The organism is Moorena sp. SIO4G3 (genome assembly GCF_010692305.1).
GTDB lineage: Bacteria > Cyanobacteriota > Cyanobacteriia > Cyanobacteriales > Coleofasciculaceae > Moorena > Moorena producens_A.
The window spans coordinates 1-26517 of sequence record NZ_JAAHIG010000101.1; the positions used below are offsets into that span (position 1 = coordinate 1).

At 44.0% G+C, this 26517-nt stretch carries 28 protein-coding genes, 1 tRNA gene and 2 pseudogenes; 15 read left to right on the plus strand and 16 right to left on the minus strand.

Annotated elements, in window-relative coordinates; translation table 11 throughout:
* Positions 1 to 418: 418 nt before the first annotated feature.
* Positions 419 to 1270 carry a YkvA family protein gene (locus F6J99_RS18885; RefSeq protein WP_293114246.1) on the minus strand — a complete coding sequence of 284 codons (852 nt, stop codon included), beginning with the start codon at positions 1268 to 1270 and terminating at the stop codon, positions 419 to 421.
* A gap of 289 nt (positions 1271 to 1559) precedes the next feature.
* On the minus strand, positions 1560 to 1670 hold the full coding sequence (locus F6J99_RS18890) for a helix-turn-helix domain-containing protein (protein WP_149031488.1): 111 nt from the start codon (positions 1668 to 1670) through the stop codon (positions 1560 to 1562).
* A 177-nt stretch (positions 1671 to 1847) separates the two neighbouring features.
* On the opposite strand from F6J99_RS18890, the gene F6J99_RS18895 reads away from it, so the two are divergent.
* Positions 1848 to 3566 carry an alpha/beta hydrolase gene (locus F6J99_RS18895; RefSeq protein ID WP_293114248.1) on the plus strand — a complete coding sequence of 573 codons (1719 nt, stop codon included), beginning with the start codon at positions 1848 to 1850 and terminating at the stop codon, positions 3564 to 3566.
* A 265-nt stretch (positions 3567 to 3831) separates the two neighbouring features.
* Here the strand turns inward: F6J99_RS18895 and F6J99_RS18900 are convergent, their stop codons facing one another.
* From F6J99_RS18900 to F6J99_RS18915, 4 genes are all read right to left on the minus strand, one after another.
* The gene (locus F6J99_RS18900) at positions 3832 to 6693 is read right to left on the minus strand and encodes a WD40 repeat domain-containing protein (protein ID WP_293114250.1); all 2862 of its coding nucleotides are present in this window, start codon (positions 6691 to 6693) and stop codon (positions 3832 to 3834) included.
* Positions 6617 to 7006: a hypothetical protein gene (locus F6J99_RS18905; RefSeq protein WP_293114252.1), complete on the minus strand. Its 390-nt coding sequence runs from the start codon at positions 7004 to 7006 to the stop codon at positions 6617 to 6619. Before F6J99_RS18905 ends, F6J99_RS18900 begins: the two co-directional genes overlap by 77 nt.
* 235 nt (positions 7007 to 7241) lie before the next feature.
* Positions 7242 to 7376, minus strand: a complete 135-nt coding sequence (locus tag F6J99_RS18910) for a hypothetical protein (RefSeq protein WP_293114254.1) — start codon at positions 7374 to 7376, stop codon at positions 7242 to 7244.
* Complete coding sequence (locus F6J99_RS18915) at positions 7373 to 8371, minus strand: caspase family protein (RefSeq protein ID WP_293114256.1); 999 nt, start codon at positions 8369 to 8371, stop codon at positions 7373 to 7375. The genes F6J99_RS18910 and F6J99_RS18915 overlap by 4 nt, the downstream gene beginning before the upstream one ends.
* Positions 8372 to 8629: 258 nt before the next feature.
* Here F6J99_RS18915 and F6J99_RS18920 point away from each other — a divergent pair, with 258 nt between their 5' ends.
* The 3 genes and pseudogenes from F6J99_RS18920 to F6J99_RS45645 form a co-directional block, all read left to right on the plus strand.
* Positions 8630 to 8890, plus strand: a complete 261-nt coding sequence (locus F6J99_RS18920) for a hypothetical protein (protein WP_293114258.1) — start codon at positions 8630 to 8632, stop codon at positions 8888 to 8890.
* A 228-nt stretch (positions 8891 to 9118) separates the two neighbouring features.
* Positions 9119 to 9721: pseudogene (locus F6J99_RS18925) on the plus strand (hypothetical protein); the annotation flags it as partial.
* A pseudogene (locus tag F6J99_RS45645) lies at positions 9699 to 9749 on the plus strand (hypothetical protein); the annotation flags it as partial. The pseudogenes F6J99_RS18925 and F6J99_RS45645, both read left to right, overlap by 23 nt.
* Positions 9750 to 9972: 223 nt before the next feature.
* On the opposite strand, the gene F6J99_RS18930 reads toward F6J99_RS45645, so the two are convergent.
* Positions 9973 to 10098, minus strand: coding sequence for a hypothetical protein (locus F6J99_RS18930; protein ID WP_293114295.1), 126 nt, complete (start codon positions 10096 to 10098; stop codon positions 9973 to 9975).
* A gap of 80 nt (positions 10099 to 10178) precedes the next feature.
* On the opposite strand from F6J99_RS18930, the gene F6J99_RS18935 reads away from it, so the two are divergent.
* From F6J99_RS18935 to F6J99_RS18955, 5 genes are all read left to right on the plus strand, one after another.
* Positions 10179 to 10901 (plus strand): transposase, encoded by a 723-nt coding sequence (locus F6J99_RS18935; protein WP_293114293.1) that lies wholly within the window; start codon positions 10179 to 10181, stop codon positions 10899 to 10901.
* 54 nt (positions 10902 to 10955) lie between these two features.
* Positions 10956 to 13502: a glycogen/starch/alpha-glucan phosphorylase gene (locus tag F6J99_RS18940; RefSeq protein WP_293114260.1), complete on the plus strand. Its 2547-nt coding sequence runs from the start codon at positions 10956 to 10958 to the stop codon at positions 13500 to 13502.
* Positions 13503 to 13518: 16 nt separating this feature from the next.
* Entirely contained in the window at positions 13519 to 13650 is a 132-nt protein-coding gene (locus tag F6J99_RS18945; protein WP_293114262.1) for a hypothetical protein, read from the plus strand.
* Between the two features lie 214 nt (positions 13651 to 13864).
* Positions 13865 to 14011, plus strand: a complete 147-nt coding sequence (locus F6J99_RS18950; protein ID WP_293114264.1) for a hypothetical protein — start codon at positions 13865 to 13867, stop codon at positions 14009 to 14011.
* A 13-nt stretch (positions 14012 to 14024) separates the two neighbouring features.
* Positions 14025 to 14927 (plus strand): sulfotransferase, encoded by a 903-nt coding sequence (locus F6J99_RS18955; RefSeq protein WP_293114266.1) that lies wholly within the window; start codon positions 14025 to 14027, stop codon positions 14925 to 14927.
* 113 nt (positions 14928 to 15040) lie between these two features.
* Here the strand turns inward: F6J99_RS18955 and F6J99_RS18960 are convergent.
* A tRNA-Val gene (locus tag F6J99_RS18960) sits at positions 15041 to 15112 on the minus strand.
* 308 nt (positions 15113 to 15420) lie between these two features.
* Here F6J99_RS18960 and F6J99_RS18965 point away from each other — a divergent pair.
* Together F6J99_RS18965 and F6J99_RS18970 are read left to right on the plus strand one after the other, a co-directional pair.
* Positions 15421 to 18015 (plus strand): CHASE2 domain-containing protein, encoded by a 2595-nt coding sequence (locus F6J99_RS18965; protein ID WP_293114268.1) that lies wholly within the window; start codon positions 15421 to 15423, stop codon positions 18013 to 18015.
* A gap of 75 nt (positions 18016 to 18090) precedes the next feature.
* Entirely contained in the window at positions 18091 to 18888 is a 798-nt protein-coding gene (locus F6J99_RS18970; RefSeq protein ID WP_293114270.1) for a DUF928 domain-containing protein, read from the plus strand.
* A gap of 247 nt (positions 18889 to 19135) precedes the next feature.
* Here the strand turns inward: F6J99_RS18970 and F6J99_RS18975 are convergent, their stop codons facing one another.
* Positions 19136 to 19555: a helix-turn-helix domain-containing protein gene (locus F6J99_RS18975; RefSeq protein ID WP_293019455.1), complete on the minus strand. Its 420-nt coding sequence runs from the start codon at positions 19553 to 19555 to the stop codon at positions 19136 to 19138.
* A 767-nt stretch (positions 19556 to 20322) separates the two neighbouring features.
* Complete coding sequence (locus F6J99_RS18980) at positions 20323 to 20580, minus strand: hypothetical protein (protein ID WP_293114272.1); 258 nt, start codon at positions 20578 to 20580, stop codon at positions 20323 to 20325.
* A gap of 448 nt (positions 20581 to 21028) precedes the next feature.
* Here F6J99_RS18980 and F6J99_RS18985 point away from each other — a divergent pair, with 448 nt between their 5' ends.
* The 3 genes from F6J99_RS18985 (at position 21029) to F6J99_RS18995 (ending at position 22873) form a co-directional block, all read left to right on the plus strand.
* Positions 21029 to 21412, plus strand: coding sequence for an endonuclease domain-containing protein (locus F6J99_RS18985; RefSeq protein ID WP_293114274.1), 384 nt, complete (start codon positions 21029 to 21031; stop codon positions 21410 to 21412).
* Positions 21413 to 22200: 788 nt separating this feature from the next.
* Positions 22201 to 22530 carry a hypothetical protein gene (locus F6J99_RS18990; protein ID WP_293114276.1) on the plus strand — a complete coding sequence of 110 codons (330 nt, stop codon included), beginning with the start codon at positions 22201 to 22203 and terminating at the stop codon, positions 22528 to 22530.
* A gap of 16 nt (positions 22531 to 22546) precedes the next feature.
* A complete protein-coding gene (locus F6J99_RS18995; protein WP_293114278.1) occupies positions 22547 to 22873 on the plus strand; it encodes a hypothetical protein in 327 nt (108 codons plus the stop codon).
* Positions 22874 to 23226: 353 nt separating this feature from the next.
* Here the strand turns inward: F6J99_RS18995 and F6J99_RS19000 are convergent, their stop codons facing one another.
* The 4 genes from F6J99_RS19000 to F6J99_RS19015 form a co-directional block, all read right to left on the minus strand.
* Positions 23227 to 23409: a hypothetical protein gene (locus F6J99_RS19000; protein ID WP_293114280.1), complete on the minus strand. Its 183-nt coding sequence runs from the start codon at positions 23407 to 23409 to the stop codon at positions 23227 to 23229.
* A 135-nt stretch (positions 23410 to 23544) separates the two neighbouring features.
* On the minus strand, positions 23545 to 23721 hold the full coding sequence (locus F6J99_RS19005; protein WP_293114282.1) for a hypothetical protein: 177 nt from the start codon (positions 23719 to 23721) through the stop codon (positions 23545 to 23547).
* A gap of 135 nt (positions 23722 to 23856) precedes the next feature.
* Positions 23857 to 24033, minus strand: coding sequence for a hypothetical protein (locus tag F6J99_RS19010; RefSeq protein ID WP_293114282.1), 177 nt, complete (start codon positions 24031 to 24033; stop codon positions 23857 to 23859).
* A 287-nt stretch (positions 24034 to 24320) separates the two neighbouring features.
* Positions 24321 to 25100 carry an IS630 family transposase gene (locus F6J99_RS19015; protein WP_293114284.1) on the minus strand — a complete coding sequence of 260 codons (780 nt, stop codon included), beginning with the start codon at positions 25098 to 25100 and terminating at the stop codon, positions 24321 to 24323.
* Positions 25101 to 25341: 241 nt separating this feature from the next.
* Here F6J99_RS19015 and F6J99_RS19020 point away from each other — a divergent pair, with 241 nt between their 5' ends.
* Positions 25342 to 25590 (plus strand): hypothetical protein, encoded by a 249-nt coding sequence (locus F6J99_RS19020; RefSeq protein WP_293114286.1) that lies wholly within the window; start codon positions 25342 to 25344, stop codon positions 25588 to 25590.
* 502 nt (positions 25591 to 26092) lie between these two features.
* On the opposite strand, the gene F6J99_RS19025 is transcribed toward F6J99_RS19020, so the two are convergent.
* Together F6J99_RS19025 and F6J99_RS19030 are read right to left on the minus strand one after the other, a co-directional pair.
* A complete protein-coding gene (locus F6J99_RS19025; protein WP_293114288.1) occupies positions 26093 to 26251 on the minus strand; it encodes a hypothetical protein in 159 nt (52 codons plus the stop codon).
* Positions 26252 to 26319: 68 nt separating this feature from the next.
* Positions 26320 to 26517 (minus strand): hypothetical protein (locus F6J99_RS19030; protein ID WP_293114290.1); only part of this gene is annotated, 198 nt, incomplete at its 5' end.

The following is a 26517-nucleotide window of genomic DNA, read 5'->3' on the forward strand; positions in this document are numbered from 1 at the left end:
GTAATGGGTAATGGGTAATGGGTAATTGCCTTTTGCCCATTTCCTACTCCCTACTCCCTACTCCCTACTCCCTACTCCCTACTCCCTACTCCCTACTCCCTACTCCCTACTCCCTACTCCCTATTCCTACTTCCTAAAACCAAAATAATCCTCTTTTTTATTATCCCTTAAAAAATCCATATAATAATATTTAAGATTACTAAGACAAGCAATAGTAAGCCATTTATAATTAAATCATGACGACTTTCGTTGAGCTTTTTACCTAAAACTAGGCTGCCGCGCTCAAGAAAGTATTTTTTCATAAACCCTGGAACTTTTTCATAGTATGGCTTGTACTTTAGCAGATTAATAATTAGCTGTATTAAGCCATAGGTAGTCAAAATTAATAGGGTAATTCGGTACCAGGAATAGAGGTTAATCATGATGTCTGACTCAGGATATATTTGACCAAAATAGCGATAATTGCTGCGGCAATGCTGCCGAGTAAACTGATTCTGACAATCCGATTGTACTTGCGGACTTGGATCTCAGCCATCTTTTCTGCCTGTCTTTCCATATAATTTTCTAGTTCCTGAGCTAGGGTGGAAACTACGGCAATGATCAAGGCTGCATCATCAGCTAATCCAGCTACGGGAATTACGTCTGGGACGGCATCAAAGGGGGATATTAAATAGATTAAGGCTGCGATCGCTAACGCTTTTCCCTTCCAAGGGGCATTAGGGTCCCGGACCATTTTAGCTAAAGCTTGAATTTTCGGCCAAATTTCTTTAATTGCTCCCCGATTCATCCGTTCTAAGTTCTTGTCAATTTTTTGGATGTCTTCTGGCTTGGTATTTTGGAGCAATTTATGAAATATTTCTTTTATCCTCCCCCGGTTCATCTGATCGAGGCTCTGGTCAATTTTCTGGATGTCATTGGGGGAGATATTTTTTTGTAATTTTTCCAGTAGTGTTCTAATTTTGCCAGGGTTGCTTGCTGCTGACTTTTCCGACCGTTTGGGGGTATCTTGTTTAGTGCTATATTTTTGAAATTTGCTGAGTATTCCTGTAATTTTGCTTCTAATTTTGTCAGTGTTGCTTGGTTCTGGATTCCTTAGCCTTACTAGGGTATCCTTAAGAGTTCCTGGTTTTGGTAATTTGCTCAGTAGTGACTGAATTCGCCCAGGTTTTTTTTGTTCTAAGGTCTGGTCGAGGGATTGGGTATCCTCTGGTTTTTCTTCTGGTTTTTCCTGTTTTTGAAATCGCCGAAATAGTCTTTCCTGTAAACCCATTACTATTAACCTTCTTCTATCGGAGGATTTATCTGTTTTAGTTGTTAACGTAAGCATTCAGCCGTGAGCCGTCAGCCGTCAGCCGTCAGCATTCAGCATTCAGCTGACGTAACAAAGATTAAACGAAGCTTACTTGTTTTATTTAAAAGCTCAAAGCTCAAAGCTCAAAGCTCAAAGCTGAGAGCTGAGAGCTGATAGCACCTCAAGTAGCATCTCAAGTAGCGCTAATCGCTGACCGCTGAATGCTTACTTGTTAACTAGTATAATGACCTTTATGGTATGCTTATTGCTAAATTAGTCCCCAGTTGTAGACCCATCTACAATAGCCAGCCTGTTGAGCCATCAGGGTTTTGTGTTGGTTGTTGAGTTTCAGTTTGGTCTTGAGAGCGTAAGCATTCAGCCGTGAGCTTTTAGCTCACGCGTGCGCGTTCAGCCATCAGCCATCAGCCGTCAGCCGTCAGCCGTTGGCCAACGGCCAAGGCCAAGCGTGCGCGTAGCGCATTAGCTGATAGCTGTTGGCGTAGCCTGCGCGTAGCGCATTAGCTGATAGCTGAATGCTTACTTGAGAGCTTTGTAGATGTTTAATACACTTGTCACAGCTTTTCCGTTAACTATGACCAACTCCCCTGGTCTTTCCCCAGCAGCTAAAGTGAGCACCCAATCCTTTCATTCTAACCCACTGCGCCAGTGGTTAACTCGCTTTTCCCTATCCCTAGGCTTGAGTCTAGTATCTACATTCAGTGCAATTCCTGCCCTAGGAGCAGAGCGAATTACTTTCTTCGTTTCTCCCTTTGGACAATTTAATATAGGGATTGAAGACTTGGAAATCTTTGCCAAAGATGGCACAATGACCAGGCAATTTGCCTATTATGCCAACTTTGCTACACCAACACAATTAGCAGCACTGCGGATTCTACTAAACAGTCGATTTAATATTTCTCCCAGATATGTTTATTTGTTCACTCGCTTACCGGTGGGTAAAACCTTACTGCGCCGATTGGGGAATGTAATAAAAGCAGATTTTAATCGCAATGGTTTCTATCCTTTGCGGGGTGCTTTAATTTCCGCAGCTTCTGATCCAGAAGGCTTGAGCGTTATTAATGTATTGCGTAAATTTTCCCTAGAAACTATTTACCTGGATGTGGAACTAATTTCTGATGTTACTGATGAGCTATCAAGGCTCTTTGTGGGAAACAAGGTTGTCTTTAGTGCCGTTAAAAATCAGGCACAAATAGAGGGAAAAGGCTCAACATCGTTTGATTTTTCAGCAGAGCCAGATCTCAGGAATCCTGGAGGAATAGGTTGGCGTAAAGAAACCTTTGAGGTTTATAACTCTGAGCGTCAAGCTTCGTTTCCCGTTGATATTTATCTACCTAGGTCTTCAGACCAAGGAGCAATAAGAGGCTCGATTCCAACTCTGGTTATTTCCCATGGTTTGGCTTCTGACCGCAATACCTTTGCCTATCTAGCGAAACATTTAGCATCTTACGGTTTTGCAGTTGCGGTGCCGGAGCATATTGGTACTAGTTCCGAACGCATTAATCGAATCTTTGCTGGCTTCGCCACTCCCCTCAATCCTACTGCGATCATCCATCGTCCTTTGGATGTGAAGTATTTGTTAGATGAACTTTCGGCTAAAGCTAATTCTGACCCGAGTAAGTTTGGTAAGCTCAATCTAGAAGAGGTGGGAGTAATTGGTCAATCCTTCGGAGGCTATACTGTTCTTGCTCTAGGAGGAGCTAAGCTCAATTTTGAACAGCTGACTAGTGAGTGTGATACTGCTCGACAAAACAATTCATCCTTGGATGTATCCCTGCTACTCCAGTGTCGAGGTACTCAACTACCCCCAGAAGACTATAATTTGGGAGACGAACGGGTAAAAGCGGTGATTGCTGTTAATCCGCTCAGCAACCCGATCTTTGGTGAAGCCGGAATGTCACAAATTCAGGTTCCGGTCATGATGGTCTCAAGTATCAGAGACCTCTTTGCCCCACCTGTAGAACAACAAATTACCCCCTTCAGCTGGCTAACTACCCCAGAAAACTATCTAGTGGTGACAGAAGCAGGTACTCACTTTTCCTACTTGGGTGGGGAAGGAGAGGGTGTCTTACCGGTTCCACCTGAATTGATTGGGCCAGATCCTGCGATCGCTCGTCCTTACCTGATGGCACTTAGTACCGCTTTTTTCAAAACCTACATTGCTAAACAACCTGAATATGCTTCCTATCTCAGTGAGTCCTATGTCAAAGAGATTAGTCAAGACCCATTGAATCTGTTTCTGCTCAAGTCTTTTTAATTCCGACTCCCCTATATAGCACTACGCACTATGGTGTTTGACAAATGAAGAAAAATTAAAATCGCTCAATCCCTTGATTAGTAAGCTTTTTTCTTCACTATTGCCTGTTGCCGTCTTGATGCAAAGCGCGAGTGGGGGAAACCCCCAAGACCGCGCTGCATCGCTATTGCCTATTGCCTAGCGCTACGCGCTATGGTATTTGACATTGATACAACTAGCAAAAGCTGTTCTAGTAAACTATTGCCTATTGCCTATTGCCTATTGCCTATTGCCTAGCGCGTCGCGCTATACCACAAATTTTCCTTAATTCTGTTTCCTCTTCATGAGTGACTAGGTAATCATGGAGCCAATCACAACTCTGTGCCACTAAATCATCTAGATCAAAATTCCATAAAATTACGGTGTTGTCACTACTAGCAGTAGCGATAGTCTGGCCGTCTGGGCTAAAGGCCACGCTATTGACAAAGCCGCTATGTCCGGTGAGGGTGTACAGGTGTTGGTTTTGGAGATTCCACAGTTTCACCGTATTGTCCCCACTAGCAGAAGCGATAGTCTGGCCATCTCGGCTAAAGACCACACTATAGACAGATGCGCTATGTCCAGTGATGGTGTATAGTTCCTGGCCTTTGTGATTCCACAGTTTCACCGTGTCGTCCCAACTAGCAGAAGCGATAGTTTTGCCGTCTGGGCTAAAGGCCACGCTAATGACAGGTTGGCTATGGCCTTCGAGGGTGTGCATGTGTTGGCCCTCATAATTCCACAGTTTCAAGGTGTTGTCCCTACTAGCAGAAGCGATAGTCTTGCGGTCTGGGCTAAAGGCCACGCTATTGACAGATTCGTTATGTCCAGTGAGGGTGTGCAGGAGTTTGCCCTCATAATTCCACAGTTTCACCGTATTGTCCCCACTAGCAGTAGCGATAGTTTGCCCATCATAGCTCCAGGCCACGCTAGTGACATCATCGCTATGCCCTTTGAGGGTGTGCAGGAGTTTGCCTTGGAGATTCCAAAGTTTCACGGTGTTGTCCCTACTAGCAGAAGCGATAGTCTTGCGGTCTGGGCTAAAGGCCACGCTATTGACAGGTTCGCTATGTCCGGTGAGGGTGTGCAGGAGTTTGCCTTGATGATTCCAAAGTTTCACGGTGTTGTCCCCACTAGCAGAAGCGATAGTCTTGCCATCATAGCTCCAGGCCACGCTATAGACAGTTGCCCTATGTCCAGTGAGGGTACGGAGTGGTTTGGTTTCTAGATTCCAAAGTTTCACGGTGTTGTCCCCACTAGTAGAAGCGATAGTCTGGCCATCATAGCTCAAGGCGAGGCTAATGACAGGTGCGCTATGTCCAGTGAGGGTTTGCAGTTGCTGGCCTTCTCGATTCCACAGTTTCACCGTCTTGTCCAAACTAGCAGAAGCGATAGTCTGGCCATCATCGCTAAAGGCCACGCTAGTGACAGCTTGGCTATGGCCTTCGAGGGTGTGCAGTTCTTTGCCCTCATAATTCCACAGTTTCAAGGTGTTGTCCAAACTAGCAGAAGCGATAGTCTGGCCATCATCGCTAAAGGCCACGCTATAGACAGGTGCCCTATGTCCAGTGAGGGTGTGCAGGGCTTTGCCTTCTCGATTCCAGAGTTTCACCGTGTTGTCATCACTAGCAGAAGCAATAGTTTGGCCATCATCGCTAAAGGCCACGCTATAGACAGGTGCCCTATGTCCAGTGAGGGTGTGCAGTTCTTTGCCTTCTCGATTCCACAGTTTCACCGTCTTGTCAAAACTAGCAGAAGCGATAGTCTGGCCATCTCGGCTAAAGGCCACGCTATATACAGGTTGGCTATGTCCGGTGAGGGTTTGCAGTTCTTTGCCTTCTCGATTCCACAGTTTCACCGTCTTGTCCCCACTAGCAGAAGCGATAGTCTGGCCATCATAGCTAAAGGCAACGCTATTGACAGATTTGCTATGGCCTTTGAGGGTCTGCAGGTATTTGCCTTCGATATTCCACAGTTTCACCGTCTTGTCCCCACTAGCAGAAGCGATAGTCTGGCCATCTCGGCTAAAGGCCAGGCTAGTGACAGGTTCCCTATGTTTGTCTAGGCTATTAGACTCTTTCACTCCATACAGGGATTGCCGTAAACGAGCGATCGCTTTAATTCTAGTATTATCTTGTACCCAATTAGCATTTTTAAGTTTTCCTACTGCCTTTAAACTCTCTTTTAGAGCATCAAAGGGTTGATTTGAAAGAAAAAGAGTTTCTGAAAGTTGACTCAGGGCTTTAATTTCACTTCTGGTTGCCTTTCTAGCCTGTTTAGTTGAAACAACTATCCCCAATACCAACACTCCAATAAACGCTCCCGCTACTAACCTGCGGTTACGGGTGATTTGCTTGTGCTTCTGATTGCTTACCTGAATATACTCCTCAGCTAGCCCATCCAACATGCCCAACTTGCCATGCTCGTTTAAATACTCCTGGGCTTCTACTAACCTCCCCCCTTGTAACAGTACACCGGCATCATCACGCTTCTTACCCTTCTGCTGCCATTCTTGGGCTGCCGCTTCCAGCTTACGTTCGATCACCATTGCTTCTTTGTAAGTCTGCTTCCACTCCAGCAACTTTCCCCAGTGGCGAATCAAGGCTTCATGAACCACATCCAAAACCACATCCTGGGAATTTTCCTGATGGCTTCTAGTAATCAAGCGGTTGTCTGAACTGGCTAAGGTCTGGCTCACAGCATCGAGCAGTTTTAAACTGTGGTGAGAATTGACTAACTCCCCCAGGCGTACTCGTCTACGGGTATCGAGAGTATCTCCGACTTGAGTTAATTCCAAGAACAAACGCCTAGCTACATTTTTTTCTTCCGCTGAGAGACTATCAAATACCTGATTTGCTCTCTTTTCGAGAGTTCCCTCAATTCCCCCTAACTGTTGATAGGTTTCTAAGCGTAAAAACGTTTCCTGCTGCTGTCTTGACTGTTTCCATAATTCGGTCAGAGTATATTGGAGCAGGGGCAGGCTGCCTGGATAATCTTCCACATCGTTAATCAGTTGCTGTTTTAATCTCCCTTCAATCCCTAATCCTACTAATTCCGCCGGTAGTGCGATCGCTTCTTGATGCAAAGCGCGAGTGGGGGGAACCCCCAAGACCGCGCTGCATCGCTTCTTCAATTTCCTGACGGTTCAAGTGTTCAACATTGATGTAAGGTCTATTAATCTTCTCAACAAATTCAGTATAGTCTCGCAACCGCCCCCGAAAGTCAGAGCGCATGGCGATTAATACAATTAGATTGTTGGTATTCTCGATTAATTCAATTAAACCGTTAAAGAATTCCAGCCGTTGGTCAGGTTGACTCATAGTGAAGCACTCTTCAAACTGGTCAATCATCATGACCACCGGAGTTTTACTAGAATTCTCTGGCTGGGCGTTGCTGAGGGGAAAGCCCCCTAAATCCCCCAACTTTGGGGGACGCAAGAAAGTTTTGTTCCCCAGAATTCTCTGGCTGGGCGTTGCTGAGGGGAAAGCCCCCTAAATCCCCCAACTTTGGGGGACGCAAGAAAGTTTTGTTCCCCCCAAAATTGGGGGGCTAGGGGGGCAGAATCATAACCAGAATCAGCCACACCCTCTGGGGGACGCAAGAAAGTTTTGTTCCCCCCAAAATTGGGGGGCTAGGGGGGCAGAATCATAACCAGAATCAGCCACACCCTCTCCCTTGTTCTCTAAAAGCTTCCCCTTCTCCAGCACCTCCTGTAACCTTGGCTTTGGTGTTTTTTGAGGAGCAAAAGGTTCCAGATAATGCCAGCGATCGCTTCTTGATGCAGTCGCTCATGGGGGGAACCCCCTTTGGCCGACTGCATCGCTTCCGGGAATTGCCTGACCTAACTTCAGCTGATACAATAATCCTGCTCTGAGTAAGGAAGACTTGCCACTACCGGAAGCACCTAACACTACTAGCAGACGGTCTTTATTTCTAACTCGCTCAATTAACTGCTTGGTCAACTTAGAGCGACCGTGAAACACCAGAGCATCCTCTGGTTTTGCGGTAAAATAAGACAGAGACCGATAGGGGCATTTATCCTGAAAGCTCAGTTTCGGAAACTGGGTAGTCAGTAGAATCGCTTGTTCAGAGTTAGCGATTAAAGGACGTTGTCCAGTCCTTGACATCCGCTGCTCAATAAACTCTGCCAAATTATGACTAGTAACAATACCATCCGGGGAATTTTCCGGATTCAATCCTGCCAGTAACTCCCTGGTAAATACTCCTTGTTCATGGCTAATCTCTACTCCCGGTTCAAAAGAACGAGTGGCAGTAATCAAGCAGTAAATTTTCTTTGTTGGAATAAATTTTAGTAACTCGCCACTGTAGCAACAATCTAACCAAATCACTACCTGTTTGACTGGGCTAGTTGTGATTTGCTCACCCAACTCCCGCAGAGGATAGCCATAAATTCCCACATCAGGAAAGGCATCACTAGTGACTAAGAAAACTTCCTCAATACCATCCACCTCTTGTCTACAGCCATGGCCTGAAAAGAAGAATAGGCCAGTTTCTGGGGGTTGGTTCGGAGGTGGAGGATTAAACAGATTAGCGACTGCTGACCTTAATTCCTCTAATTTGACTATTCCTCTGTTCGGTAGTGCTCCTGCTCCTTTTTGGGTCAACCCAAGGGGTAAGTCCTGAATCCGAAACGGTTCATAGCCATACTGCTCTAATCGTTGAGCGACATTTTTACCGTCTAATCCAGCAACGGTCAGGTCGTTAAAGTTGGTGTATTCTGGATAACGGTTAATCCCAACAATTAGGGCTTCCCATTCCGGTGTCATTGGAGCGAGGTTGTGAGATTTTTATTAGGGTAACATACCGTAAGCATTCAGCCGTCAGCTGTCAGCCTTCAGCCGTCAGCCGTCAGCCGTCAGCATTCAGCTTAAATTAAACCTCGTTCGCGTAGGGTACGCGTAGCCCATAAGCTGAACGCGCACGCGTGCGCGTAGCCCATAAGCTGAATGCTGAATGCTGAATGCTTACTGGCAGTTGTCAATTGGGTCAAATACGTACGCCCTTGGGGTTAATCGGAGTAGTCGGTGACAGAAGGAGGTACTCACTTTTCCTACCTGGGTGGGGCAGGAGAGGGTGTCTTACCGGTTCCACCTGAATTGATTGGGCCAGATCCTGCTATCCCTCGTCCTTACCTGATGGCACTTAATACCACTTTTTTCAAAACCTATATTGCTAAACAACCCCAATATGCTTCCTATCTCAGTGAGTCCTATGTCAAAGAGATGAGTCAAGATCCATTGAATCTGTTTGTGATCAAGTCTTTGCAGGACACTCAACTCAAGTAGGAACTGTGTGTTACAAATTGGTGATTTTACTACAGAGAATGATAATTTACCAAGGAGCAATGTCCATGCTTACTCTATGATAAAAGAGCAGAACTAAATCTAAGATTTGCGTCATCAAGGGATATATTAAGTTATAATGGCTTAGAAGCGTTTGAGGTTATTAAAATAGCCAAATATGTCAAGCCCTCTGAGGCAGCATAAAAACTCGAAGTTCATGTCAGAACTCTTGTGCGATGGCACAATGAAGGAAGGTAAAATCAAAGCCATCCCCCCTCTGGACAAAAAAGATATGAGGTTGAATCCTACACTGTTGGAATCGAAAAAGACCGAGCCACAGTTATCTACGCCAGAGTTAGTTCCAAAAATCAACGATCTGACCTTAATAGAAAAATTGCCGCCATCAGTAACTTGTACCCGACAGCAGAAATCATCAGGTGCGACCCGTGATGGCGAGCAATCCCTTGACCGTAGGTCACGCTACGCGAACGCCATCACGGAAAGCGCACCTATAGGGAAATCGGAGAAGGCCTTAACTTCAAAAGAAAAAAAGTTACAGCCTTATTGGGGAGAGTCATGCAAGGAAATCTCCCAAGAATTATTATCGCACACAAAGACAGATTGGCAAAATTCGGTTTCGACTTCTATCAATGGTTTTGTGAGCAATTTAACTGCACAATCCTGGTTCTCAACGAGAAAAACTTGTCTCCAGAATCAGAAATGCTTGAAGACATCATCGCCATCCTACACTGCTTCAGTAGCCGAGTATATGGACTCAGGAAATATAAAACTGAGGTCGAGGAAGATCAAAATTTATCCAAGCTCAGATCTAAAAAAAGAGTGGAATAAATGGGTAGCAGCTTGTAGATATTGTTTTAATCAAGCCATTGCTTATCAAAAAAAACATAGCAAAGTTGGTAAGCAAAAATTACGCAATATCATCATGCAATCCGAGTTACCTGAATGGGTGAAAGCAACTCCTTGCCATATAAGACAGAATGCAATATTTGATGCGCATCAAGCTTACTCATTCAGTAAAAACTGTAAATTTAGAAGTTGTCATGCTCCCAGGCAAACACTTAAATTTAACAATAGCAACTACACCAAGGGTAAATGGTATTCAAGATTAACCAAGCGATGCAGCGCGGTCTTGGGGAGCCAGTGCGGTCTTGGGGGTCTCCCCCATGAGCAACTGGCGTGGTTTCCCCCATGAGCGACTGCATCAAGACAAGGAAAAGATTTTCAAAGTAGCGAACCCATACCGATCAGCAGTGCTTATGCTACACGAATAATAAAAACTAAGTGTGGGGATTGGTTTGCGGTTTTTTTAGAAGAAGTAAAACTAAAGACTAATAATGTAGATGGAATAATTGCAATAGATCCGGGAGTGAGAACTTTTCTGACAGGATTTGATGGCCAATCATTTTTTGAAATTGGAGTTGGGGATATAGGAAAAATAACAAGATTATGCCAACATCTGGATCGGCTAATGAGTAAAATTGGTAAATCCAAATCGAAAAGGCAAAGACAAAAGATGAGAAAAGCGGCAGCAAGAAGTCGAAAAAGAATTAGAAACCTAATTGATGAATGTCATCGTCAGGCGGCTTCTTGGTTGAGTAAAAATTATTCATACATCTTATTGCCCACTTTTGAAACAAGCAAGATGACAAAAAAGAAAAAACGAAAAATAAGAAGTAAAACGGCAAGACAAATGTTAAGTTGGTCACATTATAGGTTTAAACAGGTATTAAAAAATAAAGCTGAGTTAAGTGGCTGTCAGGTAATTGATGTGACAGAAGAATTTACCAGCAAAACTTGTACAAGATGTGGCCATATTCACCCAAAACTGGGTGGGAATAAACTGTTTAAATGTCCAGAATGTGGACATGAAATCAATCGTGATTTTAACGGTGCTTTAGGCATTTTGCTTAAAGCTTTGAGGGATACCTCCTTCACTTTATATAGTGATGCTATTGTCATACAAGACGATAATATATCGCTTTGTAGCGCATAAATGTATCAGAATCCATAATGGAGTGACAAGTTTTTGGTCAGGATGAGCCATACTATGAAGGAACCTACCAACCTCACACAACAAATTAAGGTTAAGGTAGAAGATGACCGCACAGGTATGTCGGTGGAAACCCTTAAGCGAGCCTTTGCTGATAATCTTTATTATATCCAGGGCAAAAATCAGTTTTTGGCTACACCCTACGATTACTATATGGCTCTGGCTTATACGGTAAGAGACCGGCTACTTCAGCGGTGGATTAAAACCTTAGAAACCTATACTCGAAAAAATACTAAGACGGTATATTACCTGTCAGCAGAGTTTTTGATGGGTCGCCAGCTCACTAACAATTTGCTGAACTTGGGAATATATGATCGGCTCAGCCAAGCTCTCCACGAATCTGGGCTGGAGCTAGATGACCTGAAAATCCTGGAAGCTGAGCCTGGTTTAGGGAATGGCGGTTTAGGACGGTTGGCTGCTTGTTTCCTGGACTCCCTGGCAACGTTAGAAATTCCTGCTGTTGGGTATGGCATCCGTTATGAATTCGGTATCTTTGACCAGCGGATCATTGACGGTGGTCAAGTTGAACGTCCTGACAAGTGGCTACGCTTCGGCAACCCTTGGGAAATCCGACGCCCAGAATTAACCGTTGAGGTGAATTTCGGGGGTAAGACAGAATCCTACAAGGATGAGGAAGGGCGCTATCGGGTACGTTGGGTTCCGGAGTGGCAGGTTTTGGGTACTCCCTACGATATACCAGTGCCTGGTTACAAGAAAAATACGGTCAATACCCTGCGTCTGTGGCGTGCTGGTGCCAGTGAAGAATTTGATTTTCAGGTATTCGACAGCGGGGACTATACCGGTTCTGTTACTGAAAAGATCTATTCTGAGAATATCTCGAAAGTTCTTTATCCCAATGATAATACTTCCCAAGGGAAGCAACTACGGCTGGAGCAGCAGTATTTCTTTGTTAGCTGTTCCCTTCAGGATATTATTAATAATTATCGACGAACTAATAGTAATTTCGACCTGTTCCATGAGAAAATTGCGATTCAGCTGAATGATACTCACCCATCGATTGGGGTAGCCGAGCTGATGCGGTTGTTCTTGGATAAGTACAAATTGAGCTGGAATCGAGCTTGGTATATTACTAAGAACACTTTTGGTTATACTAATCATACTTTGCTAGCAGAGGCTTTGGAACGCTGGCCAGTTAGCCTATTTGAGAGACTCTTACCGAGGCACTTAGAGATTATCTATGAAATCAACCGTCGCTTCTTGGATAATGTGCGTCTCAAGTATCCAGGTGATAATGACCGGCTCAGACGAATGTCCTTGATTGAAGAAGGATCTGAGAAGTCTGTGCGGATGGCTCATTTAGCCTGCGTAGGTAGCCATGCTATTAATGGGGTGGCCGCACTGCATACGGAATTGCTGAAGAAGGATGTGCTCCAAGATTTCTATGAATTGTGGCCAAATAAGTTTATTAATATGACCAATGGGGTTACACCCCGTCGCTGGCTATTGCTGAGTAATCCTCAACTGTCGGAACTGATTACTGAGAAAATTGGGGAGGGTTGGGTTACTGATCTAGACCAGCTCAAACAGTTAGAGCAGTTTGTTACTGATGCTGAGTTTTGCGATCGCTGGCGCAAGATTAAGCAGCTGCACAAGCAAAACCTTGCGGATTATATTCTGCTACACAACAATATTAAAGTTGATCCTAATTCCCTGTTTGATGTTCAAGTCAAGCGGATTCACGAATACAAGCGTCAGTTGTTGAATGTACTCCATATCATTAGTCTCTACAACCAGATCAAGGAGAATCCCTCGATCGATATCTTGCCCCGAACCTTTATTTTCGCTGGCAAAGCAGCACCGGGTTACTACTTGGCTAAACTGGTGATTAAGTTGATCAACTCAGTAGCAGAGATTATCAATGATGACCCTGATGTAAGCGATCGCATAAAAGTAGTTTTCTTAGAAGGCTTCTCGGTTTCCCTCGGAGAGCAGGTTTACCCAGCAGCTGACCTTTCAGAGCAAATTTCCACTGCTGGCAAGGAAGCCTCTGGAACTGGCAATATGAAATTTGCCATGAATGGAGCCTTAACCATTGGTACCTTGGATGGTGCTAATATTGAAATCCGAGAAGAAGCAGGAGCAGACAACTTTTTCCTGTTTGGTCTAACTACTGAGGAAGTATACGCTCTCAAAACTGGGGGATATAACCCGCAAGAATACTATAACAACAATAAAGAGCTCAAGCAGGTCATCGATCAGATTGGCTCTAGGTACTTCTATTCCCGTAAGCCCGAGCTGTTTAAGCCACTGGTGGATTCCCTACTGTACGGCGATGAGTACCTGCTTTTGGCAGACTACCAGTCCTATGTTAATACCCAGAAGCAAGTAAGCCAAGCCTATCGGGATCAGGATCACTGGACTCGCATGTCGATTATCAATGCGGCGAATATGGGCAAATTCTCTTCAGACCGCACGATTCGGGAGTATTCTCAGGAAATTTGGAATGTTGAGCCGATTTCCGTTGACCTAGACGAGTACGACCAAGACTCTGCTGGGTTGAAGCGAGTAAGTGAACTACCTTAATTAGGGAGTCGGGAGGGTGGGGAGATGGGGAGATGGGGAGATGGGGAGATGGGGAGATGGGGAGATGGGGAGATGGGGACCCACACTCCCTCACAGGGGTAGGTTTTTTACTTTGGAGATAGGTAAAACGGTAATAGGTAATAAGTAATAGGTAATAGGTAAAACGGTAATGGGTAATGGGTAAATGGGTAATGGGTAATCGGTAATGGCTAATCGGAACCCACCCGACACCCCGACCAGGAGGGGAAGAGCGGGAGATGGGTCGGTAATCGGTGGAAATTCTGGTAGATTGTAAGACATATTTTCCGAAATTTCTACCCCATGCCAGTAACTACTCGCCCTGCTAGGTAAAAAACCTACCCTTGTCAGACCCACACTCCCCCCTCTTCCCCTATTCCCTATTCCCTATTCCCTATTCCCTATTCCCTATTCCCTATTCCCTCTTCCCTATTCCCTCTTCCCCTATTCCCTATTCCCTATTCCCTATTCCCTCTTCCCCTATTCCCTAGGACCAGAAATAAAATGAAATTACCGACTTTTTTAATTATAGGTGTGCAGAAGGCAGGAACAACTTCTATTTATAACTACTTAACGCAACACCCTCAAGTTTATATGAGTCCGGTTAAGGAAACCAATTTTTTGGAGAAAGATTGGGAAACGTTACCTCCAGACCTAATAACTCCTAACAAAAATAGAATTGATACCTTTGAAAAATATTCTCAACTTTTCCAAGACGTGAAGGATGAAATAGCGATTGGAGAAGCATCCCCTAACTATTTGTTTCATTATAAATCATCGTCTGAGCTAATATTGCGTTATTTGCCCGATGTTAAACTGATTGCTATTCTCCGAAATCCCATAGACCGAGCTTATTCGGATTATTTAATGCACGTTCGGGAAGCGACGGATGTAGCGGGTAAGCTTCAACCTTTAGCGGAACAGCTTAAGTTTCGCTCTAAGGGGTCGTTTACCCTAAAAAAAGGACTGTACACTGCTCAATTAAGACATTTTATCGAAACGTTTAATCGAGATAAAATCAAAGTTTATCTCTACGAGGATTTATGTAAAAATCCTGTGGCTTTGCTCCAGGATATGTATCGGTTCATTGGAGTAGATGAAACGTTTATCCCGGATGTATCCAAAAAAGCTCAAGTGGGTCAAGTTCCTAAAGTAAAATTGGTTAATGATCTGTTGCGGAAACAAAATCCTCTCAGAACTATGGTGGCTTCTGGACTAAAGTACATCCTGCCCCTGGAGGTGAGGCAAACTGTTCGTTCGGCGCTAATCAACATCAACTCAACTGATAAGAGAAAAGCTGGTATTTCTAAAGAGGAACGGCAACAGTTGCTGGAATTTTATCGTGATGATATCCTGAAACTCCAAGATTTGATTCAACGAGACCTTTCGGTTTGGTTAACTGTTTGAGTGTAAGTAGTCAGCGAACAGCGATTAGCGCTACGCGCACGCTACGCGAACAGCGAACAGCGATTAGCGCTACGCGCACGCTACGCGAACAGCTATCAGCATATGCTTACGAATGGGCGATACTGGGTTCGAACCAGTGACCTCTTCCGTGTGAAGGAAGCGCGCTACCCCTGTGCTAATCGCCCATAATTCTCTAGTATACCATAAATTACGGTCACGTGACAACTAAAGTTTGGCTTAAAAGCTGATTTTTCTGATATCCCTTGATGCTGAGTTAGTCAACTGTCGATAAAGCTAGATATAAATTATCCAAACTATACTATAGCATTTTAATAATACCACCGATTTAGAAGTTGACAAATACAATTGAGTAATGTTAAATTGTCGCAAGAGTTTTAAGGGTCAGACCCTCATAAAAAGTAAACTCCAAGCAACCATTGAAATTTTAGACCTTACTTAACCCTGACACACTTAGCCCTGACATACTATATCCATGAGTCAGTTAGTAGTCTTAAAACTGGGAAATGGTAATTGTCAGGAAGGTTTTCCTACTGTTATCGCTCAACTTTGGGAAACAGATCATCGTAATCTGATGCAGTTTACTGGAGGTTTGCCTGCTGCACCGGAACTGCCCTTACTCTACAAACGCTGGCAATTAATGTATGCAGCACTCTACCGAGGCTTCAGCTGCGATCGCCGTCTGGAAATTAATCAAGTTAGTATCACTAATGTTTCACAAGCTGAGTTTAGGAATCTGTCTCAACAGTTAGAAGAGCAAATTAATACCTGGCTCAATGCTGAAGAATTTCGCAACATTGAATGGCGAGTGCGAACTAAACTAATGCCGTCTGAAGAAATTAGGGTAATTATCGAGGCGGAAGATCACCAAGTGCGACGATTTCCTTGGCATTTGTGGCGTTTATTTGAAGATTACCCCCTGACAGAAGTGGCGTTGAGTAGCCAAGAGTATGAGCCAGTCACGACACCAGATCGAGAGTCAACGGGTCAAGTTAGGGTATTAGGAATTTTAGGAAATAGTCAAGGGATTGAGGTTGAAAAAGACCGCGCTTTACTTGAGCAGTTACCGGAGGCGGAAACGGTTTTTGTGGTGCAGCCACAACGCCAAGAGCTTAACCACCAGCTTTGGGATCAACAGGGATGGGATATCCTGTTTTTTGCGGGACATAGCAAGAGTGGTCCCGATGGTAAAACCGGTTACATAAGTATTAATCAAACTGATAGCTTAACGATTTCCCAGTTAAAGCATGCTCTGAGAACAGCTATTACGAATGGTTTGAGACTGGCAATTTTCAACTCTTGCGATGGCTTGGGATTGGCACGGGAATTGGCTGATTTACATATTCCTCAATTGATTGTGATGCGGGAACCGGTACCCGATCGAGTGGCACAGGAGTTTTTGAAGTGCTTTTTAAGGGCATTTGCTGGTGGAAAATCCTTATATCTGGCGGTGCGGGAAGCTAGGGAACGGTTGCAAGGCTGGGAAGATAACTATCCTGGTGCTAGCTGGTTGCCAGTGATTTGCCAAAATCCGGCTGTTGTGCCGCCGACTTGGCAACAGTTGCGCGATCGCAATAAATTGGCTTCTGTTTCAGGTAGCTCCCGTCAGGCTCATGGGTCACAAACCTCAACAGATGCTCAACACATGATGCGATTGGCTGTAGCAGGGGGTCAAGCTTTATTGCCCAGTACCTCCCCTAGTGCTTCAGACCAAACGAGCTCCGACAAACCATCCCATTCGTTTCCGATGCGGTCACTATGGCGCGATCGCGTTTTGTTACTCAAGGCTAGTGTATTCGCAATGGCTTTGGTGATGGGATTGCGGTGGTTGGGACTATTGGAAGGGCTTGAACTAAAAGCTTTTGACCAACTGATGCGACAACGACCCGATGAAAGACGGGACGAGCGTCTGTTGATTGTTAAGGCTACCCCAGAGGATATTAAAAATCAGGAACAGCAACCGAAGCATGGGGCATCGTTATCAGACGATACTCTGACTCGGCTATTTGAGAAACTCCAGGAGTATGAACCGATAACGATTGGCTTAGATATCTATCGTGATTTTCCGGTGGATCCAGCTTACCCTAAACTAGCAACTTACCTGGGACAAAAGAATCTATTTGGTATCTGTAAAGTTAAAGATGCTAAGGCTGGGGACACCGAAGGGATTTCTCCACCCCTGGAAATTCGGCCAGATCGGATTAGTTTTAGTGATGCTTTACCTGACCAGGGGGGAATCCTCCGTCGCCATCTGTTATCTCTGGACTCACCAGACCTGACGGATAAGTGTACTGCTAAGAATAACCTTAGCCTGCTACTAGCCCTATACTATCTACATGGTAAGGGTATCGAATGGGGTTACACATCAAATCAGGCATCAAATCAGGAATTATGGATTGATGCGCCAGATTTGGGTAAAGGTAAAACCGTTGTGCTGAAGCAATTAAATTCCTATACCGGTGGCTACCACAGAGTGGATGCAGCAGGTAGACAAATCTTGCTAAATTACCGTTCCCATCGCTCTCCTGAAGATATTGCCCTAACAGTCAGTGTTGGTGATATTCTCAATGATGAGATTCCTGCCCAGCGCCGGTCACAACTGAAGGGTCGGATTATTCTTGTTGGTGTAGCCGGTGCAATTAATACCAGTAGTGATTACTGGCTCACCCCTTACAGTCCGAGTCAGCCCCTGAGCCATAAGCGAACACCAGGAGTGGTGATTCAAGGACATATGGTAAGTCAAATCCTGAGTGCGGTTCTGGATAATCGACCCTTGTTGTGGGTTTGGTCAGAATCAACAGAAGTGCTGTGGATTTGGGGTTGGTCTGTGGTGGGAAGTGTCATTGGTTTGGTAATGGGATTCCGCTCAGGCCAGGCTAGGAGTATGCATTTCCTAAGTGGCTTGGTAATCTCGACGGCAGTGGCACTTGGTGGTTTGTATGGCATTTGTTATCTGTTTATTTTGGAAGGGGGTTGGATACCGCTGGTGCCATCAGCAATGGTATTAGTGCTTACTTCGGTGGGTATGGTTTTGGTAGTACGTTATACAGGATGTTCAAATCAGATGTGACACTAGGATTGATGGCAAAAGGGAACTTCTGATACCCAGCTAGCATCTTCCTTGGCAAAAGCATCGGAGTTGACAATGGTGAAAATTAAACTGCTTTATGGGATTGCGTTTGCTCTGACGACTCTCAGCAACTACCCAGCACAAGCGCAATTGATGGAATCTACTGGCAATAGGTCGGAATCTATAGCAGTAGAGTTTAAAGAGCCAGATTATTCAGGTGATGCCCCGAGCGGACGTAGGCGAGGTACAGGTAGTCGTGGAGATTGTCCTATGGCTGTTTCTGAAACGGGAGGAAACCTAAGGGTGACACCTGTGATCCATAAAGATAGTAGGGGATGGACAGTTAATGAGTCTCCGACTATCTGGGTTCATGTTTCCTATGAATCTGAAAGTGTTGAGAGGGTGCTTTATGGGGAATTTTCCTTGCAGGATTTAACAACTCAGACCAAGCTTGCTCCAAAATATCTCCCTGTTACTTTGCCAAGTCGGTCTGGTGTGTTTAGCATACCTCTTCCATACTCCTTAGAGGTTGGTAAGTGGTATCGCTGGTATCTGATCCTTGATTGTAATTCCCCAGATTCGTTTGACAATGACTCGTTTTTGTTTATTGAAGGATTTTTGAAACGGGTTGAATTGCCAGAGTTTAAGCATCAGTTAGATAATAAAACCTCACAGAAGCTAATTACAGTTTATGCTAAAAATGGCATTTGGTATGATGCCTTGAATGAATCAGCTAAACTTCGTTGTAGTAATCCACAAAATTCTACTTTTACTGAGGCTTGGTCCCGATTGTTGAAAGCGGTTGAATTGGAAGAAATTGCCCAGGAAAGTTTGATCTGTCGGGAGTCGTTGAGTTTAACTACAAGGGAGTAGGGAGTAGGGAGTAGGGAGTAGGGAGCAGGGAGTAGGGAGTAGGGAGCAGGGAACAGGGTTTGATGGTTTTTTTATGTAAAGCTATCAGCTATCAGCTATCAGTTATCAGCTATCAGTCATCAGCTATCAGTCATCACTCACCAGCTATCAGTCATCAGCGAAAGGCTAACGGCTGACCGCTGACCGCTGACCGCTGACGGCTAAATGGTTACTTTTTGATAACTATCTAATTGAAATGCACAACGGCTTAGGCGATCACTTTAAAGTCAGAAATCGTCTCAATCCATACCCGTGCTCCACAGTGTAGGGGTTCATCTGGGCGATACATCACCCGACAGGGGCCATTGACTTCGACAGTATGACCGTAAGTGTTTTTAGAGCCTCGTTTTACGGTAATCACGGGATTGCGTTCGCCGGTGTTGTGATTTTGGCGAATGACTTTTTGATTAACGTGGATGACAGCCTTAGTGTAATTTGTACGCTTTGACCAATTCCGCTTTGGTCCGCGAGTACCAGGGGTGACCACTGGCATGCCATCAAATAAGGGAATTACCCAAGTTCTACCGACCTTATAAGCACCTTTGACTCTGCCCTTGCTCAACAGGAAACGGACGCGAGTGGCAGAGATACCTAGTAATTCAGCGGCTTGTGCGGTAGAAATCATCATGGCGGTAAAACCATTGCTTTAACGATATTGTTATATTAACACAATTTTTTAAAAGATGCAAATAGTGGGTGGAAAGGGTGGGGAGCGTGGGAGGTGTGGGGTTAAAAAAAACTATTGCATTAGCACTAGGAGTGGTGTGGGTGGTGTAGGTGGTTAAAAAAAACTATTGCATTGTTGCAATATCAGCTCTTGGATGGTGCGTTACGGGGCGGGTTGTCTCAGGGGAGAACAGGAGAACATCAAAGCAAGCCCGCCCCTAACACACCCTACGCACTACGCACTGTTTCTGGCGTTAGGATGGTGCGTTACGGGGCGGGTTGTCTCAGGGGCGAACAGGAGAACATGAAAGCAAGCCCGCCCCTAACACACCCTACGCACTGTTTCTGGCGTTAGGATGGTGCGTTACGGGGCGGGTTGTCTCAGGGGCGAACAGGAGAACATCAAAGCAAGCCCGCCCCTAACACACCCTACGCACTGTTTGATTAATGATCAAAATAAAAAAAATTCGGTCAAGTTCTGGTTAATTCCAATCCTTGACCGAATTATTTCTTGTAATAGTCAAGAGCCCTAGGGTTCTTGACTATGTGTTCACCAATTCATTAGGAAATTATCCCAATCAACAACATACAAACTTAGGTTTTAGACTTCAGACTTCGTACTTTCTCCTCAGTTTTGACTTGTCGCCAGCGATGCAGCGCGGTCTTGGGGGTTTCCCCCATGAGCGACTGCATCAAGACAGGGATTGGGATCCCTGGCAAGTTGCTATCTTAATCTACCAACAGATGTCGAATCAATATACTGATCACCTCACCAGAATTTCCGATAGGTTGAGGAGTGCTCCACTCATGAACTTGGGCGTAGCCACGGCTATAAAGATTATAGATTGTGACCCGCACGGTTTTGGGAGAACCGATCAATACATGTTTGATTTGCTCCCGTCCTGGCTGCCCTTGGCTAAATAATTCAGGGAGATTAGGATTGTTGGGATTATACTCAAAATTTGGGAGAAAGTTTTCGATGTCCATAATGTTTTTTTTGCTGTTGTATTGGTGACATTTTTATGGTAATAAATGATTATTGATTTTGTCAAGTAATTTTTGATTTTTTTTTTACGTCAGGGGGTATATAATAATTTTTTTTTGCTTAATTTTGTATTAGCGATCGCGTAGGATAGCCTACGGCAAATCCCTTAGTGAATCAGAGCATTACATTTAATTTTAAAGATTAATTTTGGGATAGCATTTAAGTTGAAGCGATTATCATGGGATAGTATTTAAATTGATAAGATATTTATGGGTTCCCGTAGCGGCTCCTAGATACCATCTCTTTCTATGCCATTTACTTGCTCGATCCCCCCCAGCCCCCCTTATCAAAGGGGGGAGTCCAGAAATCTATCTAAAAAGTCCCCCTTATTAAGGGGGATTTAGGGGGATCAAAACCCACGGCAAAAACCACAAGCTCAATTCTTGTAAAATGTGCGATCGCCAACAAAAACAATTTCATCTGCCTTATAAATCGAATTTAGTAAGCAGAGCTAGAGAATTAAGGAAAACTATGACACCAGCCGAGAAAAAGCTGTGGTGTGACTATTTAAAAAATCTTAAGTTTAGAGTCTTGCGACAAAGACCGATAGGGAATTTTATTGTTGACTTTTATTGCGCTGCTTTAAAATTAGTGATTGAAGTTGATGGAGAGTCTCATTATACAGAAGCTGGCCTTGCTTATGATAAAGAAAGAAGCCACATTCTTGAAGGTTATGGATTAAAAGTAATTCGATTTACCAATGATGAAGTATTGCACAATTTTGAAGCAGTGTGCGTTCGGATCAGCAGTGAGCTTCCCCCTAACACAACTTAGAAATTTTTCAAAATTCAATAAGTTAACTTTTCTAGCAATTCTCTATACCATGAGTGACAAAGAGATCCCCCTAAATCCCCCTTAATAAGGGGGACTTTGAGGTTTAAAAGCTTACCTCGTAAATCCTATAAATGCTATATAGATTTTTTTTAGGGATTAGGAATTAGGGTAATGGTCTTAGCTTGGGAGAGTGGGTTTGCGTAGCGCCTCCTAGATACCATCCCTTTCTATCTCATTTACTTGCTCGATCCCCCCAGCCCCCCGTGATCATTGGGGGGAGTCGGAAACCTATATAGAAAGGCTGATTATTGTAAGAAGTCGGGAAATCTATCTCAAAAACCTTATCAAAGGGGGGAGTCCGGAAATGTATCTGGAAAGTCCCCCTTATTAAGGGGGATTTAGGGGGATCCAAACCCACGCAAAAAACCCTGCTCCCTAAATTGCTATAATTAATAGCATCGAACATAATTACCTAGAAATTATGGAACCATTCTCCTTCTTGGCTAGTCTGGAACTATCGAAAATAGCGTCACCTTTGTTAGGTACTGTTGCGGGAGAAGCAGGTAAGCGTATCATTTAATCTCTGAAAAAAAGCGATGTAGAGAAGGCAATCAAAGCGGGTGAAGAGGCAGTTAAGGAATGGGAAAAACAACTGGAACCGAGGCAACTGTTATTTTTTCACGCTCCACCGGATGGATTGAATGGAGTTAAAAATTTTTTGGGGGGCTATTTTACTAACTCGGCGGTTTTGGAACAATTACAGAAACCGTTCTTGATGCAGCGCGGTCATGGGGGAAACCCCCATGACCGCGCTGCATCGCTTAATTAATGAAGGTAAGCCTGATCGGGAGATTTTAATCAGGATATTTCAACAAGAAGCAGAAACGAATAATATTAAACTAAATCAAGACAGTCTCACGCCTTGGATAGAGAGATTTATTAATGCTTATTTTCAGGATACGGTTACTTATCTCAAATTTCAGGTAGCTAAACAGGATTATTGTGAGCAGTTGGCTAACTGGTTTGATGATGTTAAATTTTCTGGCATTGCTGTGCCTGGGCAAAAGGTAGAGAAAAAGGATTGTGATTTGTTGGGTTCCGTGGAGCATAGATTATGAGTTTTAGACCAAAAACTTGCGCCACTTCACCCAACCTACAAGATCGCGCGATCGCACTTATTTATCAGCAGGAGCAACAACAGAGGTAAGGTTGAAGTCAACGGGAGGTTCGTGGATAGGAAGTCACCAGCATTGGCAAGAGGGAGATTTACGACAACAGGTATTGGCAGCAGTTGAACAGTTGAGTCAAGATTACGCGAAGGTTGTAGAGTCTGGGGAGGGTTCGGATGAAAAAAGTAGAGCGCTGTTGTTGTGTGAAACCAGTTGTTTTGTTTATTGGGGTTCTGATTTTTGGGCGCAACAGGCAAAGTTATTTATTGAGTGGGCAAGGGGTATAGTTTGATAGAGTTTTTTGATGGGTAGACTACATTAGGGAGGTTCCATCTAACCTCCCTACAAGGTTTCGATTGTGATGTGATACCAATTTATCACTGATTATCCGGACACGATCTTATATCATGTTGAGGCTAAAATGGTGCGTTAGGACGGATTTTAAATCAATAAGTGAGACAGACTAATTGCAGCCATCCAAAGCACCTTACAATAATACTGTTCCAATAATACAATGCAGGTTGAGTTTCGTTTCCTCAACCCAACCTACGATATCGATGCTCGCACTACATATAGCGTGATTTTTGATGCAGTCTAGATCGGCGATTAACTCTAAGCAACCCCCGATCAAATAGAATAACTATGTTAGCCAATCAGACTACTGAGAGCTTCAGCAGCTACTGGAATAAGCGTAGAGGCCAACGCCGTCCAAAGAGAAGGGTCAACACCATTGTCACTAGACATGGATGCTCCAATCACAGTACGCTCAACGGGAGCAGCTTGGATAGGGAGTTTAGACGATTTCATCATTTTTTGTTCTGACTGCATTATTTTTTCTCCTGAATTTGGCGATATTGCACTACATAATAGCGTGCGTGGTTTTTGATAGGAATTAGATGCTTTGTCCTAAACCAGGACAGATCGGGGATTGAATCTAAGCAACCCCCCGATAGAATAACTATGTTAGCCGCCAAGCAGACTACCGATAGTATCCAATGCTATTGAACCAATCTTTCCCCAATTAATAGAAGGGTCAACACCGTTGTCACTAGACATGGATGCTCCAGTCACAGTACGCTCAACGGGAGCAGCTTGGATAGGGAGTTTAGACGATTTCATCATTTTTTGTTCTGACTGCATTATTTTTTCTCCTGAATTTGGCGATATTGCACTACATAATAGCGTGCGTGGTTTTTGATAGGAATTAGATGCTTTGTCCTAAACCAGGACAGATCGGGGATTGAATCTAAGCAACCCCCCGATAGAATAACTATGTTAGCCGCCAAGCAGACTACCGATAGTATCCAATGCTATTGAACCAATCTTTCCCCAATTAATAGAAGGGTCAACACCGTTGTCACTAGACATGGATGCTCCAGTCACAGTACGCTCAACAGGTGCAGCTTGGATAGGGAGTTTAGATGATTTCATCATTTTTTGCTCTGATTGCATTATTTTGTCTCCTGAATTTGGCAATTTCGTTGTTTTTTGTGTTTTCGCTGAATAGTTACCACTGATTTCGTGGCACGTGTCCAGCCTGGATAGGAACTTTCATGTTTGTTTCTCCTTTGTTACAGTGTTTTTTTGCTCGTTGAGCTAATTTATTCCTGGTGTTTATGTATAGCAACCGCCAAGGCGGTTAGGACGCCAAGTGCAAGACATACTCCATCGCATCACGTAGACAATCAAACTGGTTGAGTTGCTTGCGAATTCGACATATGATCCAAGACCAGCATCGCTCAATCAAATTGGAAGTCTGGTGAATAAGCAGGTAAGTAGAGCAATTGACAGCCAGCTTCCTCAATGAGTTGCTCAATCTTCCCCCCTTTATGAAAGGTGGCATTATCCATAACCACTACCTGCCCCGGCGAAAGCAGAGGAATCAGGCAGGTTTCCCACCAAATCTCAAATACACTCCGATTGCAGGAACCTTCCACAGTAATCGGAGCCATCAGTTGTCCTTGACATTGGGCTGCAATCATATTCACTCGCCCCTGTCGTCGTCCTGACTTCAAGGAATGAAAGCGTTGTCCTCTTTCATTCCAGCCATAACCGTAGTCCTCCCGATTGTCCATGCCGGCTTCATCCACATAAACAATCGTTTCATCCGCCCACTTAGCCAACTGCTCTATGAAGCTTTGCCGTTTCGACTCGTCCCGTTCTTGGTAGCCGTAGGTCTTTTTTTTCGCGTAAACCCAATTTTCTTTAATGCTCGTGAGATTGTGCGTACGCTGATATCCCCTTCCCACAGTTGGTTGAGCCATCTCCACCTGAGTTTTATCGCCATGAGCCTTGGCAAACCCTCGAAACTGCTCCCAGTCTGTGATTTTCTGGTTGTTGCCTGGGGGGCGATTGGGCAATGCCCGAACATCACCCGTTTCAGCTTTGCGCTTCAACCACAGGTTGATCGTATTGCGGCTGATATTGAACAGTTCACTGGCTTCGTGTTTCTTGAGTCCATCTAATTCGAGCGCTTGGAGCACTTTTTGACGGAAGTCGTAACTGTAGGGTTTGGGCATGGCAGAGTACAGCCTAAGCTAATTACGATCACATCTTTAGTCTACGTCCTAACCGCCCTGGCGGTTGCTATACTAAACTCAATCTGGATTAGTTGATATTAAAGGACTTGCGCAATGGCACTAATTATAGTGGCTATATCTTGAATGATGACAATTTATACTCTACATATAGAGTCAATGCGTAATTCCTGTTAAAGTAAGCAACGTCTTACAGCACTTTTGAGGATAGTGAGGTACAATCGTGCTAATCTTTGTTCCCAGTTCCCAGTTTCCCGTTCCCAGTTACCTATTTCCTAAACCCAAAAACTTTGTACCTCATCAACTCCGAAACTGCTGTAATTTAATTTATTGCTTACTTCAACTCCAGATGCAGCCTATTGGTTTATTTGTAGGTGGTTTAGATTTTGTGTCTCCTTTATCTCCCTTAGTTGAACGAGACTCTTCTTTAGAGGAAGTTTTTGACAATTCCTTCACGTATTTATGTATCTGATCCTGTATATTACTCATGATTCTTTCTCTCTTTTTTCGTGATTGGTCAAATAATTCATGGGAAAGTCTATTAATGACTGGGAGCAATATTCAATACTAGAAAAAGCCACAGTTGACTAGACACATAGCCATTGAGTTTTCAGAGAGTATATGACATCCAGAGTTGTCTGCTGGCATTAAGAATCTCATTGGATCGTTATAGTTTGCCCCATGTAGTAAACCGAATGATAGAGCCAACCTATTTTCTCTAGAAGCAGAATTTATATCTACGACTGTATGAGGCTTGAATAAATCTGTTCGTATAACTGGTCGAGCTTGGATGGGAAGTTTCATGATTATTTTTTCTCTTGGTTTTTATTGGTCTGTAGTAAACACAGACCAATGTTTACTTTAGTGATAATTAAGCACCTAAACAAAATTAATTTCCTACTACCAATCTCTGTAACCCTTACATCGTAAGGTTTTGAGTTTTGGAAAATGTGTAATTAATTTTGTGCACCTGCTTAATACATTCTGAGAATGTCCCAGAATGCCGCGCTAGATTCAACATTATTGTAGTTACTCGCTCCTATCCCATGCTGATTGGATATTGCAGTAGAGGTAGAGGGACGCTGAACAGGTGCAACTTGCTTCGGTAATTTAGATTTTTTGGACAATTCCATAATAATTCCTCCTGTTTAATTGATTGGTTTGCAGTTCTTAGATCAGCAGTAAAGCTGACATCTAACTTTTAGTAGGCAACATCCCAGAGTCTGGGTTGACCCAATGTCACTGGCATGATATCACTGACATCAATGGTGTAGGTAGAGTCGATGCCTGGTATTACCCAGGGCACCTCTCTTTCAGAACCGTACGTGCGACTTTCACCGCATACGGCTCCTAGATATTCTCTCCTTTCGGAGTGCCCTTGCTTTTCTTGTTTTTGATT

Bases quoted from the DNA above. Each gene is read 5' to 3' on its own strand.
- F6J99_RS18965 (WP_293114268.1), top strand. From the start codon at position 15,421: ATGAGTCAGTTAGTAGTCTTAAAACTGGGAAATGGTAATTGTCAGGAA.
- F6J99_RS18885 (WP_293114246.1), bottom strand. From the start codon at position 1,270: ATGGGTTTACAGGAAAGACTATTTCGGCGATTTCAAAAACAGGAAAAA.
- F6J99_RS19005 (WP_293114282.1), bottom strand. From the start codon at position 23,721: ATGCAGTCAGAACAAAAAATGATGAAATCGTCTAAACTCCCTATCCAA.
- F6J99_RS19015 (WP_293114284.1), bottom strand. From the start codon at position 25,100: ATGCCCAAACCCTACAGTTACGACTTCCGTCAAAAAGTGCTCCAAGCG.
- F6J99_RS18895 (WP_293114248.1), top strand. From the start codon at position 1,848: ATGTTTAATACACTTGTCACAGCTTTTCCGTTAACTATGACCAACTCC.
- F6J99_RS18985 (WP_293114274.1), top strand. From the start codon at position 21,029: ATGTGCGATCGCCAACAAAAACAATTTCATCTGCCTTATAAATCGAAT.
- F6J99_RS19000 (WP_293114280.1), bottom strand. From the start codon at position 23,409: ATGCAGTCAGAACAAAAAATGATGAAATCGTCTAAACTCCCTATCCAA.
- F6J99_RS18910 (WP_293114254.1), bottom strand. From the start codon at position 7,376: ATGAGCGACTGCATCAAGAAGCGATCGCTGGCATTATCTGGAACCTTT.
- F6J99_RS18955 (WP_293114266.1), top strand. From the start codon at position 14,025: ATGAAATTACCGACTTTTTTAATTATAGGTGTGCAGAAGGCAGGAACA.
- F6J99_RS18915 (WP_293114256.1), bottom strand. From the start codon at position 8,371: ATGACACCGGAATGGGAAGCCCTAATTGTTGGGATTAACCGTTATCCA.
- F6J99_RS18930 (WP_293114295.1), bottom strand. From the start codon at position 10,098: ATGGGGGAAACCACGCCAGTTGCTCATGGGGGAGACCCCCAAGACCGC.
- F6J99_RS19010 (WP_293114282.1), bottom strand. From the start codon at position 24,033: ATGCAATCAGAGCAAAAAATGATGAAATCATCTAAACTCCCTATCCAA.
- F6J99_RS19025 (WP_293114288.1), bottom strand. From the start codon at position 26,251: ATGGAATTGTCCAAAAAATCTAAATTACCGAAGCAAGTTGCACCTGTT.
- F6J99_RS18990 (WP_293114276.1), top strand. From the start codon at position 22,201: ATGGGGGAAACCCCCATGACCGCGCTGCATCGCTTAATTAATGAAGGT.
- F6J99_RS18975 (WP_293019455.1), bottom strand. From the start codon at position 19,555: ATGATGATTTCTACCGCACAAGCCGCTGAATTACTAGGTATCTCTGCC.
- F6J99_RS18980 (WP_293114272.1), bottom strand. From the start codon at position 20,580: ATGGACATCGAAAACTTTCTCCCAAATTTTGAGTATAATCCCAACAAT.
- F6J99_RS18970 (WP_293114270.1), top strand. From the start codon at position 18,091: ATGGTGAAAATTAAACTGCTTTATGGGATTGCGTTTGCTCTGACGACT.
- F6J99_RS18940 (WP_293114260.1), top strand. From the start codon at position 10,956: ATGAAGGAACCTACCAACCTCACACAACAAATTAAGGTTAAGGTAGAA.